We start from the raw sequence: 14739 nt of genomic DNA, 5'->3' as shown, positions 1-14739 counted from the left end.
CACTCCTCTATCCAGGTCATATTATAACATATTCATTTCCTTATATAGAATAAAATAACAAGATGACGTTGCGTGAAGAGCAAAAAAAACAGAAGATATCATGAATAACATCTTCTGTCATCGACTAAATTACCCTTGCCAGGCTGCAATACCAGCTTACTTTCGTTGCATTGTATGCAGGAAAAAGGAAATTTGCATCACTAAATGCCCAATTCATGCAAATTTCCTTTCCTTTCCCTGATAAGGCCTTAACGGTCAATCATTCTTTCTTTCATCCAATATATTAAACAAGTCTTCCATTTCGCCTGTTTTCATGCGATTCATCAAGGCATCAACAGAATCCTTAACATCCTGTCCATTAAACAGCACATTGTATAATGCCTTTGTAATCGGCATGTCCACCTGATATTTTTCAGCCAGCTGATAGGCAGCCTTTGTGGTTCTTACTCCTTCGACAACCATGCCCATACTTTCAAGCACTTCATCAAGGTTTTTACCTTTGCCAAGCATATTTCCCGCTCTCCAGTTCCTAGAATGGACGCTTGTACAGGTCACAATCAGATCCCCGATTCCTGTCAAGCCAGAGAAGGTAAGGGGATTTGCCCCCATTGCCGTTCCCAGACGCGAAATTTCCGCCAGGCCGCGGGTGATCAGCGCTGCCTTGGCATTATCGCCATATCCAAGTCCATCTGTGATTCCAGCAGCAAGTGCAATGATATTCTTCAGGGCGCCGCCTATCTCTACACCAATGATATCTGGATTCGTATAAACCCGGAAATTCTGGTTGATGAACAGATCCTGTATCTTTTCAGCCGTTTTCATATTACGTGCAGATACGGTTACTGTTGTAGGATGGCGGAGGCTTACTTCCTCCGCATGGCTTGGACCGGATAGCACCACAATTTCTTCCAGTAATTCACCCGGAACGGCTTCTTCGATCATTTCTGAAATGCGAAGAAGTGTATCCGGCTCGATTCCCTTGCTGACATGAACGATGATAAGAGGCTGTGATGCTTCTGCTGACGCTTTTGCAAGCACTTCACGTATCGCTTTTGTCGGAACAGCCAAAACCGCAACAGTTACCCCATCCAAAGCCTGTGAGAGGGAATGATACCCTCTAATTCCTTCAGGCAATGTGATATCAGGCAAGTATTTATGGTTTGTATGATGTTCATTGATTTCCGAAATCTGATCCTCATTATGGGCCCACAGCCTCACTTCATGCTGGTTGTCGGCAAGCACCATGGCAAGTGCAGTTCCCCAGCTTCCAGCACCAATGACGGCCACTGTTTGTTTTGTTTCTGCCATTATTAGCACCGTCCTTTTTATTTTCTTTGCCGGCCAAAGATCCTGATTGGTGTACCTTCGAATTCAAAGGCATCACGAATCCGGTTCTCAAGAAATCTTTCATATGAAAAATGCAGAAGCTCAGGATCATTTACAAACACGATAAAGGTTGGAGGCTTTATCGCTACCTGTGTGGTGTAGTAAATCTTCAAACGGCTTCCATTATGCGTCGGAGTCGGGTTCATGGCAACAGCGTCCATCACGACTTCGTTCAGAACGTTCGTCTGCACGCGCAGGGCATGGCTCTCGCTGACTTTATCTATGATCGGCAGCAATGTATGTGTCCGTTTCCTTGTTTTAGCAGATAAATAAACGATTGGAGCATAATCCAAAAACAGAAAATGCGCACGGATATTTTCTTCAAATTCCTTCATCGTCTTTTCGTCTTTTTCAATGGCATCCCATTTATTTACGACGATAATGACACCGCGCCCTGCCTCATGTGCATAGCCGGCAATCTTTTTGTCTTGTTCCCTGATGCCTTCTTCTGCATTCAGGACAACAAGCACAACGTCTGAGCGTTCAATTGCCCGCAAGGCTCTAAGTACACTATACTTCTCTGTACTTTCGTAAACCTTTCCTTTTTTCCTCATTCCAGCCGTATCGATAATGACATATTCCCTGCCATTATATGTATAAGGGGAATCAATCGCATCTCTAGTGGTTCCTTCGATTTCACTGACAATAACGCGGTCTTCGCCAAGAAGCGCATTAACGAGTGAGGATTTCCCGACATTAGGCCTTCCGATTAAACTGAACTTGATAACATCCTCATCGTAATCCTGGCCATTAAATTGCGGAAAATGCTTTGAAGCTTCATCAAGCAAATCTCCAAGACCCAATCCATGTGATCCCGAAATCGGGAATGGCTCGCCGAATCCCAGAGAATAGAAATCATAAATCTGTTCTCTCATTTCAGGATTGTCCACTTTATTGACAGCCAGCACTACAGGCTTCTTCGATTTATAAAGGATTTTCGCTACTTCTTCATCGGCGCCTGTTACGCCTTCACGGCCATTAGTCATAAAAATGATAACATCCGCTTCATCAATGGCAATTTCCGCCTGCTGGCGAATCTGCTCAAGAAACGGTTCATCACCGATATCAATTCCGCCCGTATCAATAATGTTAAAATCATGGTTCAGCCATTCTCCTGAACTGTAAATCCTGTCTCTTGTTACGCCTGGCACATCTTCAACAATGGAAACCCTCTCGCCCACAATTCTATTAAAAATGGTCGATTTTCCAACGTTTGGACGTCCGACGATTGCAACTACCGGTTTTGGCATTGCTTTTCACCCTCTCATAAGCTGTATCTGTTATCATGAAATTCATGAATGCATTCATTATTTTAGTGTAAAGTCTGCATTGTTGATTTCCATCTTTCATTGCGGGTGTACGACGTTTATGTCACACGCAGTCTTAAACAAGACCGCTTCTTGATTTCAGTCCTGTCCCGCAAAAGATGTTAGAAGATCGCAAAATTTTGCATCCTGGCATGCGAACCTGCAAAAATGGCTTAATTGGAAAGGATTCCATCAGCCCTGGCCGTCATGCCCCATGGCTTTGCAGCAGCATGGTTTTTCATTCCTCAGTTCCGCTAACTATCATATAGTATCAAATTTTCAGCTAATCAACAATGATTGTATGAAAACAGCTTGCCCCCCCAAGATCAGTACACAAACTTAAAAGGGATCATTCATTTAGCCCTGTTTCTCCCTTTGACCATATTTCATATAGCTTTGAAGAAGCCCGATGACAGCCTCCATCAGTACCCAGCTTAAGCCCGCTCCCATGATAACCGCTGCTTTATCCAGCCACTCAAAAGAAGCTGCAGGATAAGGCATGCCAATGTGATAGAGGACAGCGGCAAATAAACAGTCTCCAAGCACCAGCCCCAGAATAATGGACAAAATCCTCATTTTCCAGTCTTTAATTAAAAGGATAGCCGTATAATTGATTAAAATGGCCAGTATGGCTGTTTTACTGAATATAACCCATACCGGGTCTAATAGGGCATACATCTCTAAACTTGAATAAGCAAGTGCCAGAATGACACATGTACATATAAAATTAATCTGATTTCTCAGCGGTTTATTTCGAATGGATGCGCATATAACCGCGAAAAGATAAATGGCTGCCGTATTTATGCTGTATCTCTGCACGTCCAGCTGATAACCTGCCAAGGATATTACTGACAGTATGTGAAACAGCAAAACGAAACGGAATTTTATCTTTTTTGGTATAAAAAACATGACAACTACCCAAGACATCCATGCCATCCAATAAAAAAGCAAACCCTCCATACACACGCCTCCTATAGGAAACATTATGTCTGCTTTAATTCAGGATTAAACCTCTGATGAACCTAATACATAATACAGCCATTTTTTAGTCATCTTACAGTAGAAGGGGGTGTGCAAATATGGGAAAAGACCGCCAGGAGAAAAAGTTAAGGGAGAGCAAGCGTGTAGAATCCGACCGTGATCAATCACTGAGCCTTCCAGGAGCAACGAAAATGGAAAGCCCGGAAGAAGCAAGAAAAAGAAATGAACACTAATCTGTTACTGGATTAAGTGCAGAGCCGCAAAAAAAGCCGCCTGTGGGCAAGAAGCGCAAAAAAGCGCTTTTAGCACAGGCGGCTTTTATAAGGTTCTCCGGCTTGTCTGGCAGTCAGCATATGACGTTTATAGGCCAGTCCGCGAGGGAAAATTGACTTTATTTTAACTTCTTCAGCTGGTCGCCAATCATTTCACCCAGCTGGAAACCTTTTGATTCTTCCGGAAGTTCATAGTCAGAATTATACGAGGATGGCTGTTCTTCAAGATCCTTGATGCTAAGTGACAAACGCTGCTCATCTTCATTGACATCCAGGACTTTAACCTTCACGCCTTGTCCCTCTCTCAGCACCTCCTGAGGAGTGCCGATATGCTTATGGGAAATTTGCGAGATATGAACAAGTCCTTCTACTCCCGGCAGAATTTCAACAAAAGCTCCGAAAGTGACTATTCGTTTAACCGTGCCTTCCAGAACAGCTCCTCTTGGGGCTTTTTCAGAAATTCCCTGCCAAGGCCCTGGCAGAGTATCCTTAATGGACAGCGAGATTCTTTCATTATCTCTGTCTACGGAAAGCACCTTGACTTGGACCTTATCGCCTTCTGTTACGACGTCAGAGGCTTTATCCACATGTTTATGGGAAAGCTGGGAGATGTGAACGAGTCCGTCCACTCCGCCGATATCAATGAATGCGCCAAAATCCGTAAGCCTTTGTACAGTCCCTTCAAGAACATCCCCAGATTGGATGGAGTCGAGGACCCTGGATTTTTTCTTTTCCTTTTCATCCTGAACGACCGCACGGTGAGAAAGGATCAGCCGGTTTTTGTCTTTCTCCAGCTCGACAATTTTAAAGGCGAGGGTTTTATCTTTGTAATCAGAGAAGTCTTCTACGAAATAGTCTTCAACCAAAGAAGCAGGCACGAAACCCCTCACTCCAAGATCGACCACCAGCCCGCCTTTAACGACATCCTTGACTTCAGCTTCGAATACCTCCTGGGTTTCGAACTTTCTTTCAAGCTCATCCCAGGCTTTAATCGCCTCGATTTTGCGTTTTGATAGAATAATAGCTTCGTCTTCGACTTTTATTACTTCAAGCTCAAGCTCATCGCCTTCAGAAACTGCATCACTTGCTTTCTCGATATGAAGGCTTGAAAGCTCGCTGATCGGGATGATGCCGTCTGTCTTGCTGTTTTCGACATCAACAATCACTTGCTTTTCTTCAACTTTAGATACCCTTGCTTTTACCTTATCCCCAACCTCATAGCTGTTTACTTCCACTTGGTTCATGTCTTCTGTCATTACGAACTCCTCCTTAACCCATGACTGCTCTGCAGAATTTCTCTTGATTAGGCTATATGCTCTGGACTGAAAGCTTCAGCAGGGAAAAGCCAGCCTTTATAAGAGTGAAATACATAAAGCTTCATATAAATTCATAATTCGGAATAATTCCCCTAATTAATAAATTCCAATAAAATCGCCAAATTGTCAAGCAAGAAGACTTATTTATGCTCAGCAATCAGCTTTCGGATTTCTTCCATAATAATGACAGTGGCTTCATCCGCAGACGTTTTTTGTTCGCGATATTTATTGAAATCAATTGGTTTTCCATAAACAACCTTCAGCCTGCCAAAAAGCTTGTAGGGGCCAATGATGGCGCATGGAACGATTGCTGCCTTTGAACGCAATGCAAAAAAACCGGCACCGGCAAGCCCTTCACCAAGCTCGCCGTTTTTGCTTCTGGTTCCTTCGGGAAACAGTCCAAGAACCCTTCCTTCCTTAAGAAGCGACAGACCCTTTCGAAGGGCTTCCCTGTCGCTCATCCCTCTTTTGACAGGAAAAGCATTGACCCTCGGCAAAATTTCCTTTAAAAGCGGAAGTCGGAACAGCTCCTCTTTAGCCATAAAGTGGATATCTCTGGTTGCCGTCATTCCGACTACAGGGGGATCCAGGTTGTCGATATGGTTTGAACAGATTAAGACCCCTCCTTCTTTTGGTATATTTTCTTTGCCGATGATCCTGACTCTGTAGATGGGTGTTAAAGATGCTTTAACAACGTTTTTACCGAATTTATAAAGATTCAAACCTATCTTGTCCTTTCTTCGATCAATGACATTATTTTCTCAGCCACCTGCTGTATGGACAATGATGTTGTATCTATTTCGATTGCATCTTCTGCTTTCCGCAAAGGGGCAACTTCCCTTTCTGAATCAAGCTTGTCCCTTAATGCGATTTCTTCCTTTAATTTCTCTATGTCAGAAGAAAAACCTTTTTGCTGATTCTCCAAATGCCTTCTTTCTGCACGTTCCTCAACTGATGCTATCAGGAATACCTTAACTTCTGCATTCGGAAGCACGAATGTTCCAATATCCCTTCCATCCATGACAACTCCGCCGCGCTCGCCTATTTTCTGCTGTCTTTTTACCATTTCTTCACGGACAGAACGGTGCTTTGAAGCTTCTGAAACAGAAGCTGTCACCTCAGGATTTCTGATTTCGGATGTAACGTTTTTTCCATCGAGGTAAACAAGCTGCCCTAACTCACTTGGCATTAGCTCAATTTCTGTTTCCATCAAAAGGGAAGATAGGCCATTTTCATCCGACAGATCAATGCCTTCCTGCAGGGATTTATATGTCAAGGCGCGATACATAGCTCCTGTATCCACGTATATGTAGCTGTATTTTTCTGCAACAATTTTAGCCACCGTGCTTTTTCCTGCAGCAGCAGGCCCGTCAATTGCAATCGATATCTTCTTTTCCATAATTCCTCCTGTAATACCCAATCTTGCTGATCGTTTTATTTCTCTTTTTATTTTATCACAAAACACCTGTTTTCTATGAAAAAAGTGTTCTTTTGCAGGCTTCACTTTTTCTGGAAGGATGCAATCTGATTGCAATGCCAATCCCGTTACTTAGAAGTGTTACAGGGAAAAAGGCCCATTTTCTGCACTTACCCCAAATATCCTTCAGAGATAAACTGAATAGCAATTCATTTTATAACAAAAAAAAAGCGGCATACCCGCTTTAATCATCCAACCCACGAAAGGTTTCTATGACTTTCGAATAATTATTGCTGTTTACACCCTCATAACGGACCAGTTTATTCAACTCCCTGGGTGCGGCCTGATTAAACCAGATCTGTGTGAGTATCAGGAAAATAAGCTGGATCAGTATTAGTTTCACCATAAGTCTTTCTACTGTTTTCATATTATTATCCACCCTTTGCATCACTGTATCCACAGTATGGAGAAAAAGGATGATTTTATACAGTTCAGCAAAAATATTTACAGCTATCTTAACCCATGATTCCTTTTTTCTTAAACTCAAGCTGCTTTTCGAAAATGAAGCGCAGGAGGGTTTGCGTGTCAGCTTCAGAGGGATCGGCAAACTGCACCGACAAAAGCTGAAAACCGCTGCTGCTTTCACTCATCCTGATGACCTTGCTATTCATATGCAGATACTGAATTTCTCCGGACTTCAGAGGCAGCACGAGCCACAGGAGAATCATGGAAGAAGGCTCAATATGCTGCCATTCTGCAAACCTTAATGCAGCTCCTCCTGCACTGATATCCTCTGTAATGGCGCGAAAAGGCTGAAATTCCTGATTCAAGGGATGGATAGCTGCATCTATGGGTGTTTCGACCCTTACAAACTGCCTGCGCTGAATTTTAATAAAGGTGCTTTCATCTGGACGGGACATTTGAATAGCCGGTATATTTCCCTTCACCCTGCCAAGCACTTCCGAGTCAAAAAGATAGGCAGTTCCATCAGGGGATGTAAAGGTCATTTTCATTTGAGATCCGTCTGTCAGAAATACGACCTTTCCTGTCTGGGTATTGACCGGATAATCAATGTATAAGCTGTCTTCATTCATTTCTACAATCATGCATTTATATTTCTCGCGCTGAGGTGAAAATTTAGGTTCTAAAATTAAAATATCGCCAATAGTAATCATCTTTCCACACACTTCCTAGATGTAATTTCCCATTACTTTTGTACCTTCAAATTGATATAATTATCCAAAATATCATTCACTTGTCAATTATTGCATGAAATGAAAAAAAGGAAAAGTACATTTGTACCTTTCCTTTCCATGAAATTTAATGATTCAGTATATTTCGGGGCAATCAGCTTTGCAAGCTATAAAAATTTGTCATACATGCGTTCTGCATTCTTTAATTTTTCCACTTTTTCTTCCTGCCCTGTGTTGCCATTGATGAAAATCCTGTATGTATCTTCACCAATTGTGCCAAGAAATTCATAGCAGAGCACTTCTTGGTCAACATCGTTAATGATCAATGCTTTCCGCTCTTCCATAACCTTCACCTTAGGATTGATTTTCGTCCTGGCCTGCTCAAGGGATAGCTTTGCAGTTCCAATTTTTCTCATTTTATTGGATTTTAGAAATTCTTCTGCCGAGAATCCGATGACACTTCCGTCATCAAGTGCTATTTTTACCTTAACGGAATCAGGGTATATCCTTACCCCTCCGACCGATCCGACAAAATTAAATAAACCTATATGGTCGTATTGTGAGCTTTCATATAAATCCAGCGAATTAAATTGATGACTCTTTAAAAATTGTTTAGCCTTCATCTCCGCCTGATTTAGACCCAATTTTTCCTCATTTACCTTTCGGGTATTAATCATCCAGATTGGATAACCGCCTTTTTTGGCAATATCCATATTCGCTTCATCTTTTGTTGCGGGATCCGTCAGGGTGATGCTGTAAAACCCGTAGTTTGCGCCCTTTCCGTTACTTTCTGCTGAAACTTTTGCAGACTTTGAGAAATTCGCATATTTCCTTGCCTCCGAAACAGCCTCTTTTTTTGTTATTTCCTTCCCCTTTAAGTTGCTGTAATTTTCGTTTTGCTTTTCCATGCTGACATTGGTAGGGTTTTGTGTGTCAGACTCGCTATAGCCTGATACTTTTTTTTCGACAATTTTTAAGCCGTCAAGAATGGTATTATCGGACTTTGCCTCTCCTGAAGCCAGCGCAGTTTCAACATCCATCCATTTCAAATGATTTTTCAGAACCAGATATTGTGTTTTTCTCAATTCATCCTGTATTTCCCCAGCCTGCGTATATAGTGTTTTAAGATTTGCGTATTCCTTGTCATTAAGAGGCTCTTTTTCAAGGTCCCTCACAGAGGTCCGATAGGTGAAATCTCCTATTTTAGAAAGGAATTCTTCAGTTTTATTAAATGCCATCAAAGAAAGGGGCAGCTGCCCAACATCATTTTGCGCCTCTGAAGTGAGCCTCCATACATCGGTAAGCGCCGGGCTTAAAGACTTTCTGGAATTCATCGCAAGTGTGTTTCCGATTTTATCATGCAGGGTATCTACCTGATAGGCCAAATCATGGAATGCCCGCTGGTATGTATTTTCTGCATGTATTAAAACAGCGGTTTTTTCTTTATGTTCCTTATATCCCCACACAGACACCACGATCAATGCTGCAGCGAGGACCGCAATCCCTATATTTTTGATCATCACTTTCACCTCATTGCTTAGCTGTAATTAAGATACTTGCCGGGAAAGCTTTGTTATTTGCAGAAAATATGCTTTCCGATTTTTTTAATTTGGGGCCTGGACCATATCCATTTGCTCGTTGCTGTTTCTGGATTAAAATAGTATTGTGCATTCCCTGTAGGGTCCCAGCCGTTTATGGCATCTATTACAGCTTCCCTTGCACGGTCATTTGGTGTAAGCCAAATTTGCCCGTCCGAGACGGCTGTAAATGCCCCAGGTTCAAATATGACCCCTGAAATGGAGTTAGGGAACGACGCGCTTTCCACTCTGTTTAAAATAACTGCTGCTACTGCAACCTGCCCGATGTACGGTTCACCCCTGGATTCACCGTATACTGCATTGGCTAGAAGCTTTATATCATTTTGCGAATATCCTGCAGGCAAATTTGCAGCCGAAGCCGTACTTGTTTTTGCCGGACTATTTTCCGCTGGCGGATTTGCAGGCTTGGCAGCGCCTTTATTAGACTTAATTTGTTTATTGATATCTACTCCGCCATAGTAAGTAAAATCATTTCCTTTTGCTATCTGCCCATGGACAAACGCACGATTAAAATTCGAGGCCTTTGCCAGCTTATTTTTTGTGGTTGTACCAGCAAGCCCGTCAATCGGCAAACCGAAATCCTTCTGGAAATTCCTGAGCGCCCAATATGTGCCCCACCCGTATACACCATCAATCTTCCCTTTAAAATAACCGATATTCTGAAGGCGCGCCTGGAGCTCTATAACATCATCACCAACCGCACCTTTTTGAATGACCTGGCCGGAAAAGGCACTTGTCTTTGTTTGATGTGCTGCAAGCATGCAAACTATACAGCAGGACAGGAACAAGACCCTCCATATTGACGAAACCCCTTTCATCAAATACACTCCCTCTTTTCTATGGATGTAAACCTATTTTCCTCTTAATGAAAGATTTTATTCTCTGTATAACAAAGCTGTTTTCGTAAACTTTGTTGCTATTAAACAAGGTGGTTGATTTGACAATGGGAACGCCTCACATAAGAATTAAATAAACAACAACCTTTAAGAAAAGAGCAAAAAAAAAGACAAACCCCTGTAAGTTTGTCTTTTTTATAGTGATCCGCTTGCATGGAAATCTGAAAGAAGTCTTGCCATCTTGACTTTTTTCAGGCCGAGCCACCACAGGAATGCCATAAATGGAAGAATCCAATATCCCCAGGATTTTTGGGCCAAAAGTATATAATCGTAGATGCCGTGCAATAAAAACGGAATAGCCAGTGCAAGCAGTACGTATGCCCTCTTTTTCGATTTGGCAAATTTCCCTTTGCCGATATAATAGCCCATGATCACGCCAAAAAGAGCATGGCTGGAAACTGGCAATATGGCCCTTGTAAATGCGTGTTCCACACCGTTTCCTACTAAATACAGAATATTTTCCATCGTAGCAAAACCCAAGGAGACAGATGCACCGTAAACAATACCATCATACGGTTCGTCAAAAGCAACAAGCGGGTAGATCGCATAAATTAGTATGAGCCATTTAAAGGTTTCTTCCAAAAGAGAAGCAGACAAAAAGGCATGTCCAAAATCAGTGCCGGCAATATTCTCCGCCTGCAGGACATATTGAAGAAACATAATCGGGAACACTATACAAGCGCCAAATATAAAAGCCTTTATCACAACAGACAATGGTTCGGTATCATAATGGTCCTTTAAGTAAAAGTAGCTGAGCAGAGCCAAACCAGGTGCAATGCCCGCTGATAATATGACCAGCATAGGCTGACCTCTTTTCATTCTTTTTATTTAATCGTATCATGTATTAAGGAAAAAGAAAACGAAAGGGTTCATCCCTTCAGAGATCTACAAAAAACGGAGGTAACTGCGTTGAAAAAAAACATTTTAGTGATACATACAGGCGGAACCATTTCCATGACGGAGGATGCTAGAACAGGAGCGGTAAATCCCTCTGAAGAAAACCCGATGAAATTGCATTCCGGGGCTTTATCGGAAATGGCCCATTTAATTATTGATGAACCTTTTAATCTGCCATCACCTCATATCACGGCAAAAGAAATGCTGAACATAAAAATGAGAATCGATCATGCTCTAAGCACGCAACACATAGATGGCATTGTCATTACACATGGCACGGACACACTTGAAGAGACCGCTTATTTTCTTGATCTGACATTAAATGCCAGCATCCCCGTTGTTGTGACAGGCGCTATGCGCTCAAGCAACGAAATAGGGTCTGATGGATTGTATAATTTTATCTCATCCATAAAAGTAGCTATCTGTGAAGAGGCTGCAAGCAAGGGTGTGCTTGTGGTATTGAATGATGAAATTCATTCCGCGAAAAACGTGACAAAAACTCACACAAGCAATATTTCAACGTTTCAAAGCCCGCAATTCGGCCCAATCGGAATCGTTACAAAGCGGGGTGTTTCTTTCCACCACCAGCCTACCGGCAAGGAGCATTATCCCATTGATTCAATCCATAAGCGGGTTGCATTGGTCAAGGCCCATTCCGGCATGGATTCGCTCCTTTTTTATGCACTGAAAGAAATGAAGATAGACGGTCTTGTGATAGAAGCCCTTGGACAGGGCAATATGCCGCCTGGAACAATCGAAGGCATAAAGTCCCTTATCGAATCAGATATCCCCATTGTCGCTGTTTCCAGATGCTTTAATGGCATTGCACAGGATATCTACGGCTACCAGGGAGGCGGAAAACACCTGAAAGAAATGGGTGTAATCTTCTCTAATGGACTTAACGGCCAAAAAGCGCGGATAAAATTGCTGATTGCCCTCCATTCTGAAAGCTCCCAGGATGCGATCAGTGACATTTTTTCCTTATAGCTGACAGAAAGAAAAGGCTCATCCTATGCATATGCAGGATGAGCCTTTTTCATTATAGTCGTTCAGATTTCATTGAAATATCTTTCGCAATGAGCCCGCCATGAAAGCGTCCATTTTCGATGAAAATTTCATTGGCATTGTTTCCTGCAGCTATAACTCCTGCAATATATATGCCTTCCGCATCCGTTTCCATCGTTTCAGGGTTATGGACTGGCTTGCCTGTTTCTTCATCAATGCCGATTCCCATGCTCATTAAAAAAGAATGATCAGGATGATAGCCTGTCATTGCAAAAACGGCGTCATTCTTTAGTGTTTTTTTAACGTGGCCAGTATGATAACTCACTGTATTTTCGGTGATTTCATCTACTGCCGACCCAAATTCCATGTTAATTGTTCCGTTTCGGACGAGCGCTTCGAATTCCGGCAGTATCCACGGCTTGATGCTTGGGGAATATTCCAATCCCCTGTATACAACCGTTACCCGTGCACCTGCTTTAACCAATTCCAAGGCAGCATCGATGCTTGAATTTTTTCCGCCAATCACCAATACATCTTGATTAAAAAACGGGTGCCCTTCTTTGAAGTAATGATGGACCTTCGGTAAATCCTCACCGGGGATGCACATATAATTAGGGTTATCGTAGTAGCCTGTTGCCACAACAATTTTATTTGCCTGGTACTGCTGCTTCGAGGTTTGCACAAGGAAAGTTCCGTTATTTTGTTTTTTAATGTTTTGTGCATGTTCAAAAGAATGGATGCGGAGATTTTTTCTTTTTACAACCTCCCTGTAATAAGCCAGGGCCTGGTTTCTTACAGGCTTGCGGTTTTCTGTAATGAAAGCGATATCTCCAATTTCAAGTTTTTCGCTTGAGCTAAAAAAAGTCTGATGTGTCGGATAGTTATATATGGCATTGACAATATTGCCTTTCTCTATGACAAGTGCCTTTATCCCGGCATCTTCAAGAGCGATTGCCGCTGCAAGTCCGCAGGGCCCGCCGCCAATTATAATTACATCTTCTATGTTCATGTTCTATACTCCTCCAGCCGGATTTTATAGCCGGTTTTTATTGCAGAAAAACTATATTTCAATTGCTCTTCCTGCTCATCCAGAGATCTTTTTAAACGTAAAAAAAATCCCCCATCAAGATAATGATAGGAGATTTTTTAATCAGTTTCAATGCAGAAGGCTTATTTTATCAAATCCACCCGCGGAAACGGGATGCTTCTGCCATTTTTCTTGCGCCGACCATGTAAGCTGCAAGCCTCATATCCACACGCCGGGTCTGGGCTGTTTCATAAATATTATTAAACGATTTCAGAAGTATTTTTTCCAGTCTTTCTTCCACTTCTTCTTCTGACCAGTAGTAGCCTTGATTATTCTGGACCCATTCAAAGTAAGAAACGATAACACCGCCTGAAGAAGCAAGCACATCCGGCACAAGCAGAACTCCCCGCTCAGTCAGGATTTGGGTGGCTTCTATGGTTGTAGGGCCGTTTGCAGCCTCGACAACGATTTTGGCCTGTATATTGTGGGCATTTTCTTCAGTGATCTGATTTTCAATGGCCGCAGGCACCAGGATCTCACAATCCAATTCCAGCAATTCCTTGTTGGAAATGGTATTTTTAAATAGCTTCGTAACCGTACCAAAGCTGTCACGGCGATCTAATAGATAATCAATATCAAGGCCATTAGGATCGTATAAGGCGCCGTAAGCATCAGAAATGCCGACTACCTTCGCGCCTGCATCGTGCATGAATTTGGCAAGGAAGCTTCCTGCATTGCCGAATCCCTGTACAACTACACGGGCGCCCTTAATATCTATGCCGCACTTTTTCGCAGCTTCATTAATGACAATTGTCACCCCTTTGGCTGTAGCGGACTCACGGCCATGTGAACCGCCAAGCACAAGAGGCTTTCCGGTAATGAAGCCAGGTGAGTTAAATTCATCAATCCTGCTGTATTCATCCATCATCCATGCCATGATCTGGGAGTTGGTAAAAACATCAGGGGCTGGAATATCTTTAGTCGGCCCGACTATTTGGCTGATTGCCCGCACATAGCCGCGGCTCAGCTTTTCAAGCTCGCGGAAGGACATATTGCGCGGATCGCATACGATGCCGCCTTTTCCGCCGCCATAAGGAAGATCAGCAATGCCGCATTTCAAGCTCATCCAGATAGAAAGCGCTTTTACTTCACGTTCCGTTACATCCGGATGGAACCGGATTCCTCCCTTTGTAGGACCCACTGCATCATTATGCTGTGCACGGTAACCTGTAAAGATCTTTACAGATCCATCATCCATTCTTACCGGAATTTTAACGGTGAGCAAACGTAAAGGTTCTTTCAAAAGCTCATACACTTCCTCGGGATATCCGAGCTTCTCCAATGCTTTATGTATTACAGTCTGAGTAGACTTCAGCACATCATGTTTTTCTTCTTCGTTAGTATGGTCAGTACCTTTTTCGGCTACCATCTGCTTACCTCCTAA

Annotated in this window: 15 protein-coding genes; 2 read left to right on the top strand and 13 right to left on the bottom strand. The window is 42.7% G+C overall.

Annotated features, from left to right (window positions below; all coding sequences use genetic code 11):
- Positions 1-255: 255 nt before the first annotated feature.
- The 3 genes from BIV59_RS09145 to BIV59_RS09135 all read right to left on the bottom strand — a co-directional run bounded on the left by BIV59_RS09145 (position 256) and on the right by BIV59_RS09135 (position 3653).
- Positions 256-1308: an NAD(P)H-dependent glycerol-3-phosphate dehydrogenase gene (locus BIV59_RS09145; RefSeq protein WP_071351171.1), complete on the bottom strand. Its 1053-nt coding sequence runs from the start codon at positions 1306-1308 to the stop codon at positions 256-258.
- Positions 1309-1325: 17 nt separating this feature from the next.
- Positions 1326-2636 (bottom strand): ribosome biogenesis GTPase Der, encoded by a 1311-nt coding sequence (gene der / locus BIV59_RS09140; RefSeq protein WP_071351170.1) that lies wholly within the window; start codon positions 2634-2636, stop codon positions 1326-1328.
- 414 nt (positions 2637-3050) lie between these two features.
- A complete protein-coding gene (locus BIV59_RS09135; protein ID WP_071351169.1) occupies positions 3051-3653 on the bottom strand; it encodes a YphA family membrane protein in 603 nt (200 codons plus the stop codon).
- 119 nt (positions 3654-3772) lie between these two features.
- Here BIV59_RS09135 and BIV59_RS09130 point away from each other — a divergent pair, with 119 nt between their 5' ends.
- Positions 3773-3907: a YpzI family protein gene (locus tag BIV59_RS09130; protein WP_071351168.1), complete on the top strand. Its 135-nt coding sequence runs from the start codon at positions 3773-3775 to the stop codon at positions 3905-3907.
- Positions 3908-4065: 158 nt separating this feature from the next.
- On the opposite strand, the gene rpsA is transcribed toward BIV59_RS09130, so the two are convergent.
- The 8 genes from rpsA to prsW all read right to left on the bottom strand — a co-directional run bounded on the left by rpsA (position 4066) and on the right by prsW (position 11167).
- On the bottom strand, positions 4066-5202 hold the full coding sequence (rpsA, locus tag BIV59_RS09125) for a 30S ribosomal protein S1 (protein WP_071351167.1): 1137 nt from the start codon (positions 5200-5202) through the stop codon (positions 4066-4068).
- A gap of 200 nt (positions 5203-5402) precedes the next feature.
- Positions 5403-5984, bottom strand: coding sequence for a lysophospholipid acyltransferase family protein (locus BIV59_RS09120; protein ID WP_071351166.1), 582 nt, complete (start codon positions 5982-5984; stop codon positions 5403-5405).
- Positions 5985-5986: 2 nt separating this feature from the next.
- Positions 5987-6661 (bottom strand): (d)CMP kinase, encoded by a 675-nt coding sequence (cmk, locus tag BIV59_RS09115; protein ID WP_071351245.1) that lies wholly within the window; start codon positions 6659-6661, stop codon positions 5987-5989.
- A 262-nt stretch (positions 6662-6923) separates the two neighbouring features.
- Entirely contained in the window at positions 6924-7106 is a 183-nt protein-coding gene (locus BIV59_RS23200) for a DUF5359 family protein (RefSeq protein ID WP_071351244.1), read from the bottom strand.
- Between the two features lie 88 nt (positions 7107-7194).
- Positions 7195-7854, bottom strand: a complete 660-nt coding sequence (locus BIV59_RS09105; protein ID WP_071351165.1) for a flagellar brake protein — start codon at positions 7852-7854, stop codon at positions 7195-7197.
- A gap of 185 nt (positions 7855-8039) precedes the next feature.
- The gene (gene ypeB / locus BIV59_RS09100; RefSeq protein WP_071351164.1) at positions 8040-9392 is read right to left on the bottom strand and encodes a germination protein YpeB; all 1353 of its coding nucleotides are present in this window, start codon (positions 9390-9392) and stop codon (positions 8040-8042) included.
- 53 nt (positions 9393-9445) lie between these two features.
- On the bottom strand, positions 9446-10231 hold the full coding sequence (gene sleB / locus BIV59_RS09095) for a spore cortex-lytic enzyme (protein WP_240501878.1): 786 nt from the start codon (positions 10229-10231) through the stop codon (positions 9446-9448).
- A gap of 270 nt (positions 10232-10501) precedes the next feature.
- The gene (prsW, locus tag BIV59_RS09090; protein WP_071351162.1) at positions 10502-11167 is read right to left on the bottom strand and encodes a glutamic-type intramembrane protease PrsW; all 666 of its coding nucleotides are present in this window, start codon (positions 11165-11167) and stop codon (positions 10502-10504) included.
- A 108-nt stretch (positions 11168-11275) separates the two neighbouring features.
- Here prsW and BIV59_RS09085 point away from each other — a divergent pair, with 108 nt between their 5' ends.
- Entirely contained in the window at positions 11276-12250 is a 975-nt protein-coding gene (locus BIV59_RS09085) for an asparaginase (protein WP_083392105.1), read from the top strand.
- A 52-nt stretch (positions 12251-12302) separates the two neighbouring features.
- Here BIV59_RS09085 and BIV59_RS09080 read toward each other — a convergent pair whose 3' ends face one another.
- Together BIV59_RS09080 and BIV59_RS09075 are read right to left on the bottom strand one after the other, a co-directional pair.
- Complete coding sequence (locus BIV59_RS09080; RefSeq protein ID WP_071351161.1) at positions 12303-13277, bottom strand: YpdA family putative bacillithiol disulfide reductase; 975 nt, start codon at positions 13275-13277, stop codon at positions 12303-12305.
- 169 nt (positions 13278-13446) lie between these two features.
- Entirely contained in the window at positions 13447-14724 is a 1278-nt protein-coding gene (locus tag BIV59_RS09075; protein WP_071351160.1) for a Glu/Leu/Phe/Val family dehydrogenase, read from the bottom strand.
- Positions 14725-14739: the final 15 nt, after the last annotated feature.

It is taken from the genome of Bacillus sp. MUM 13, assembly GCF_001866725.1.
In the GTDB taxonomy this organism is placed as follows: domain Bacteria; phylum Bacillota; class Bacilli; order Bacillales; family DSM-1321; genus Peribacillus.
This window is presented reverse-complemented; position numbering and strand designations above follow the sequence as displayed.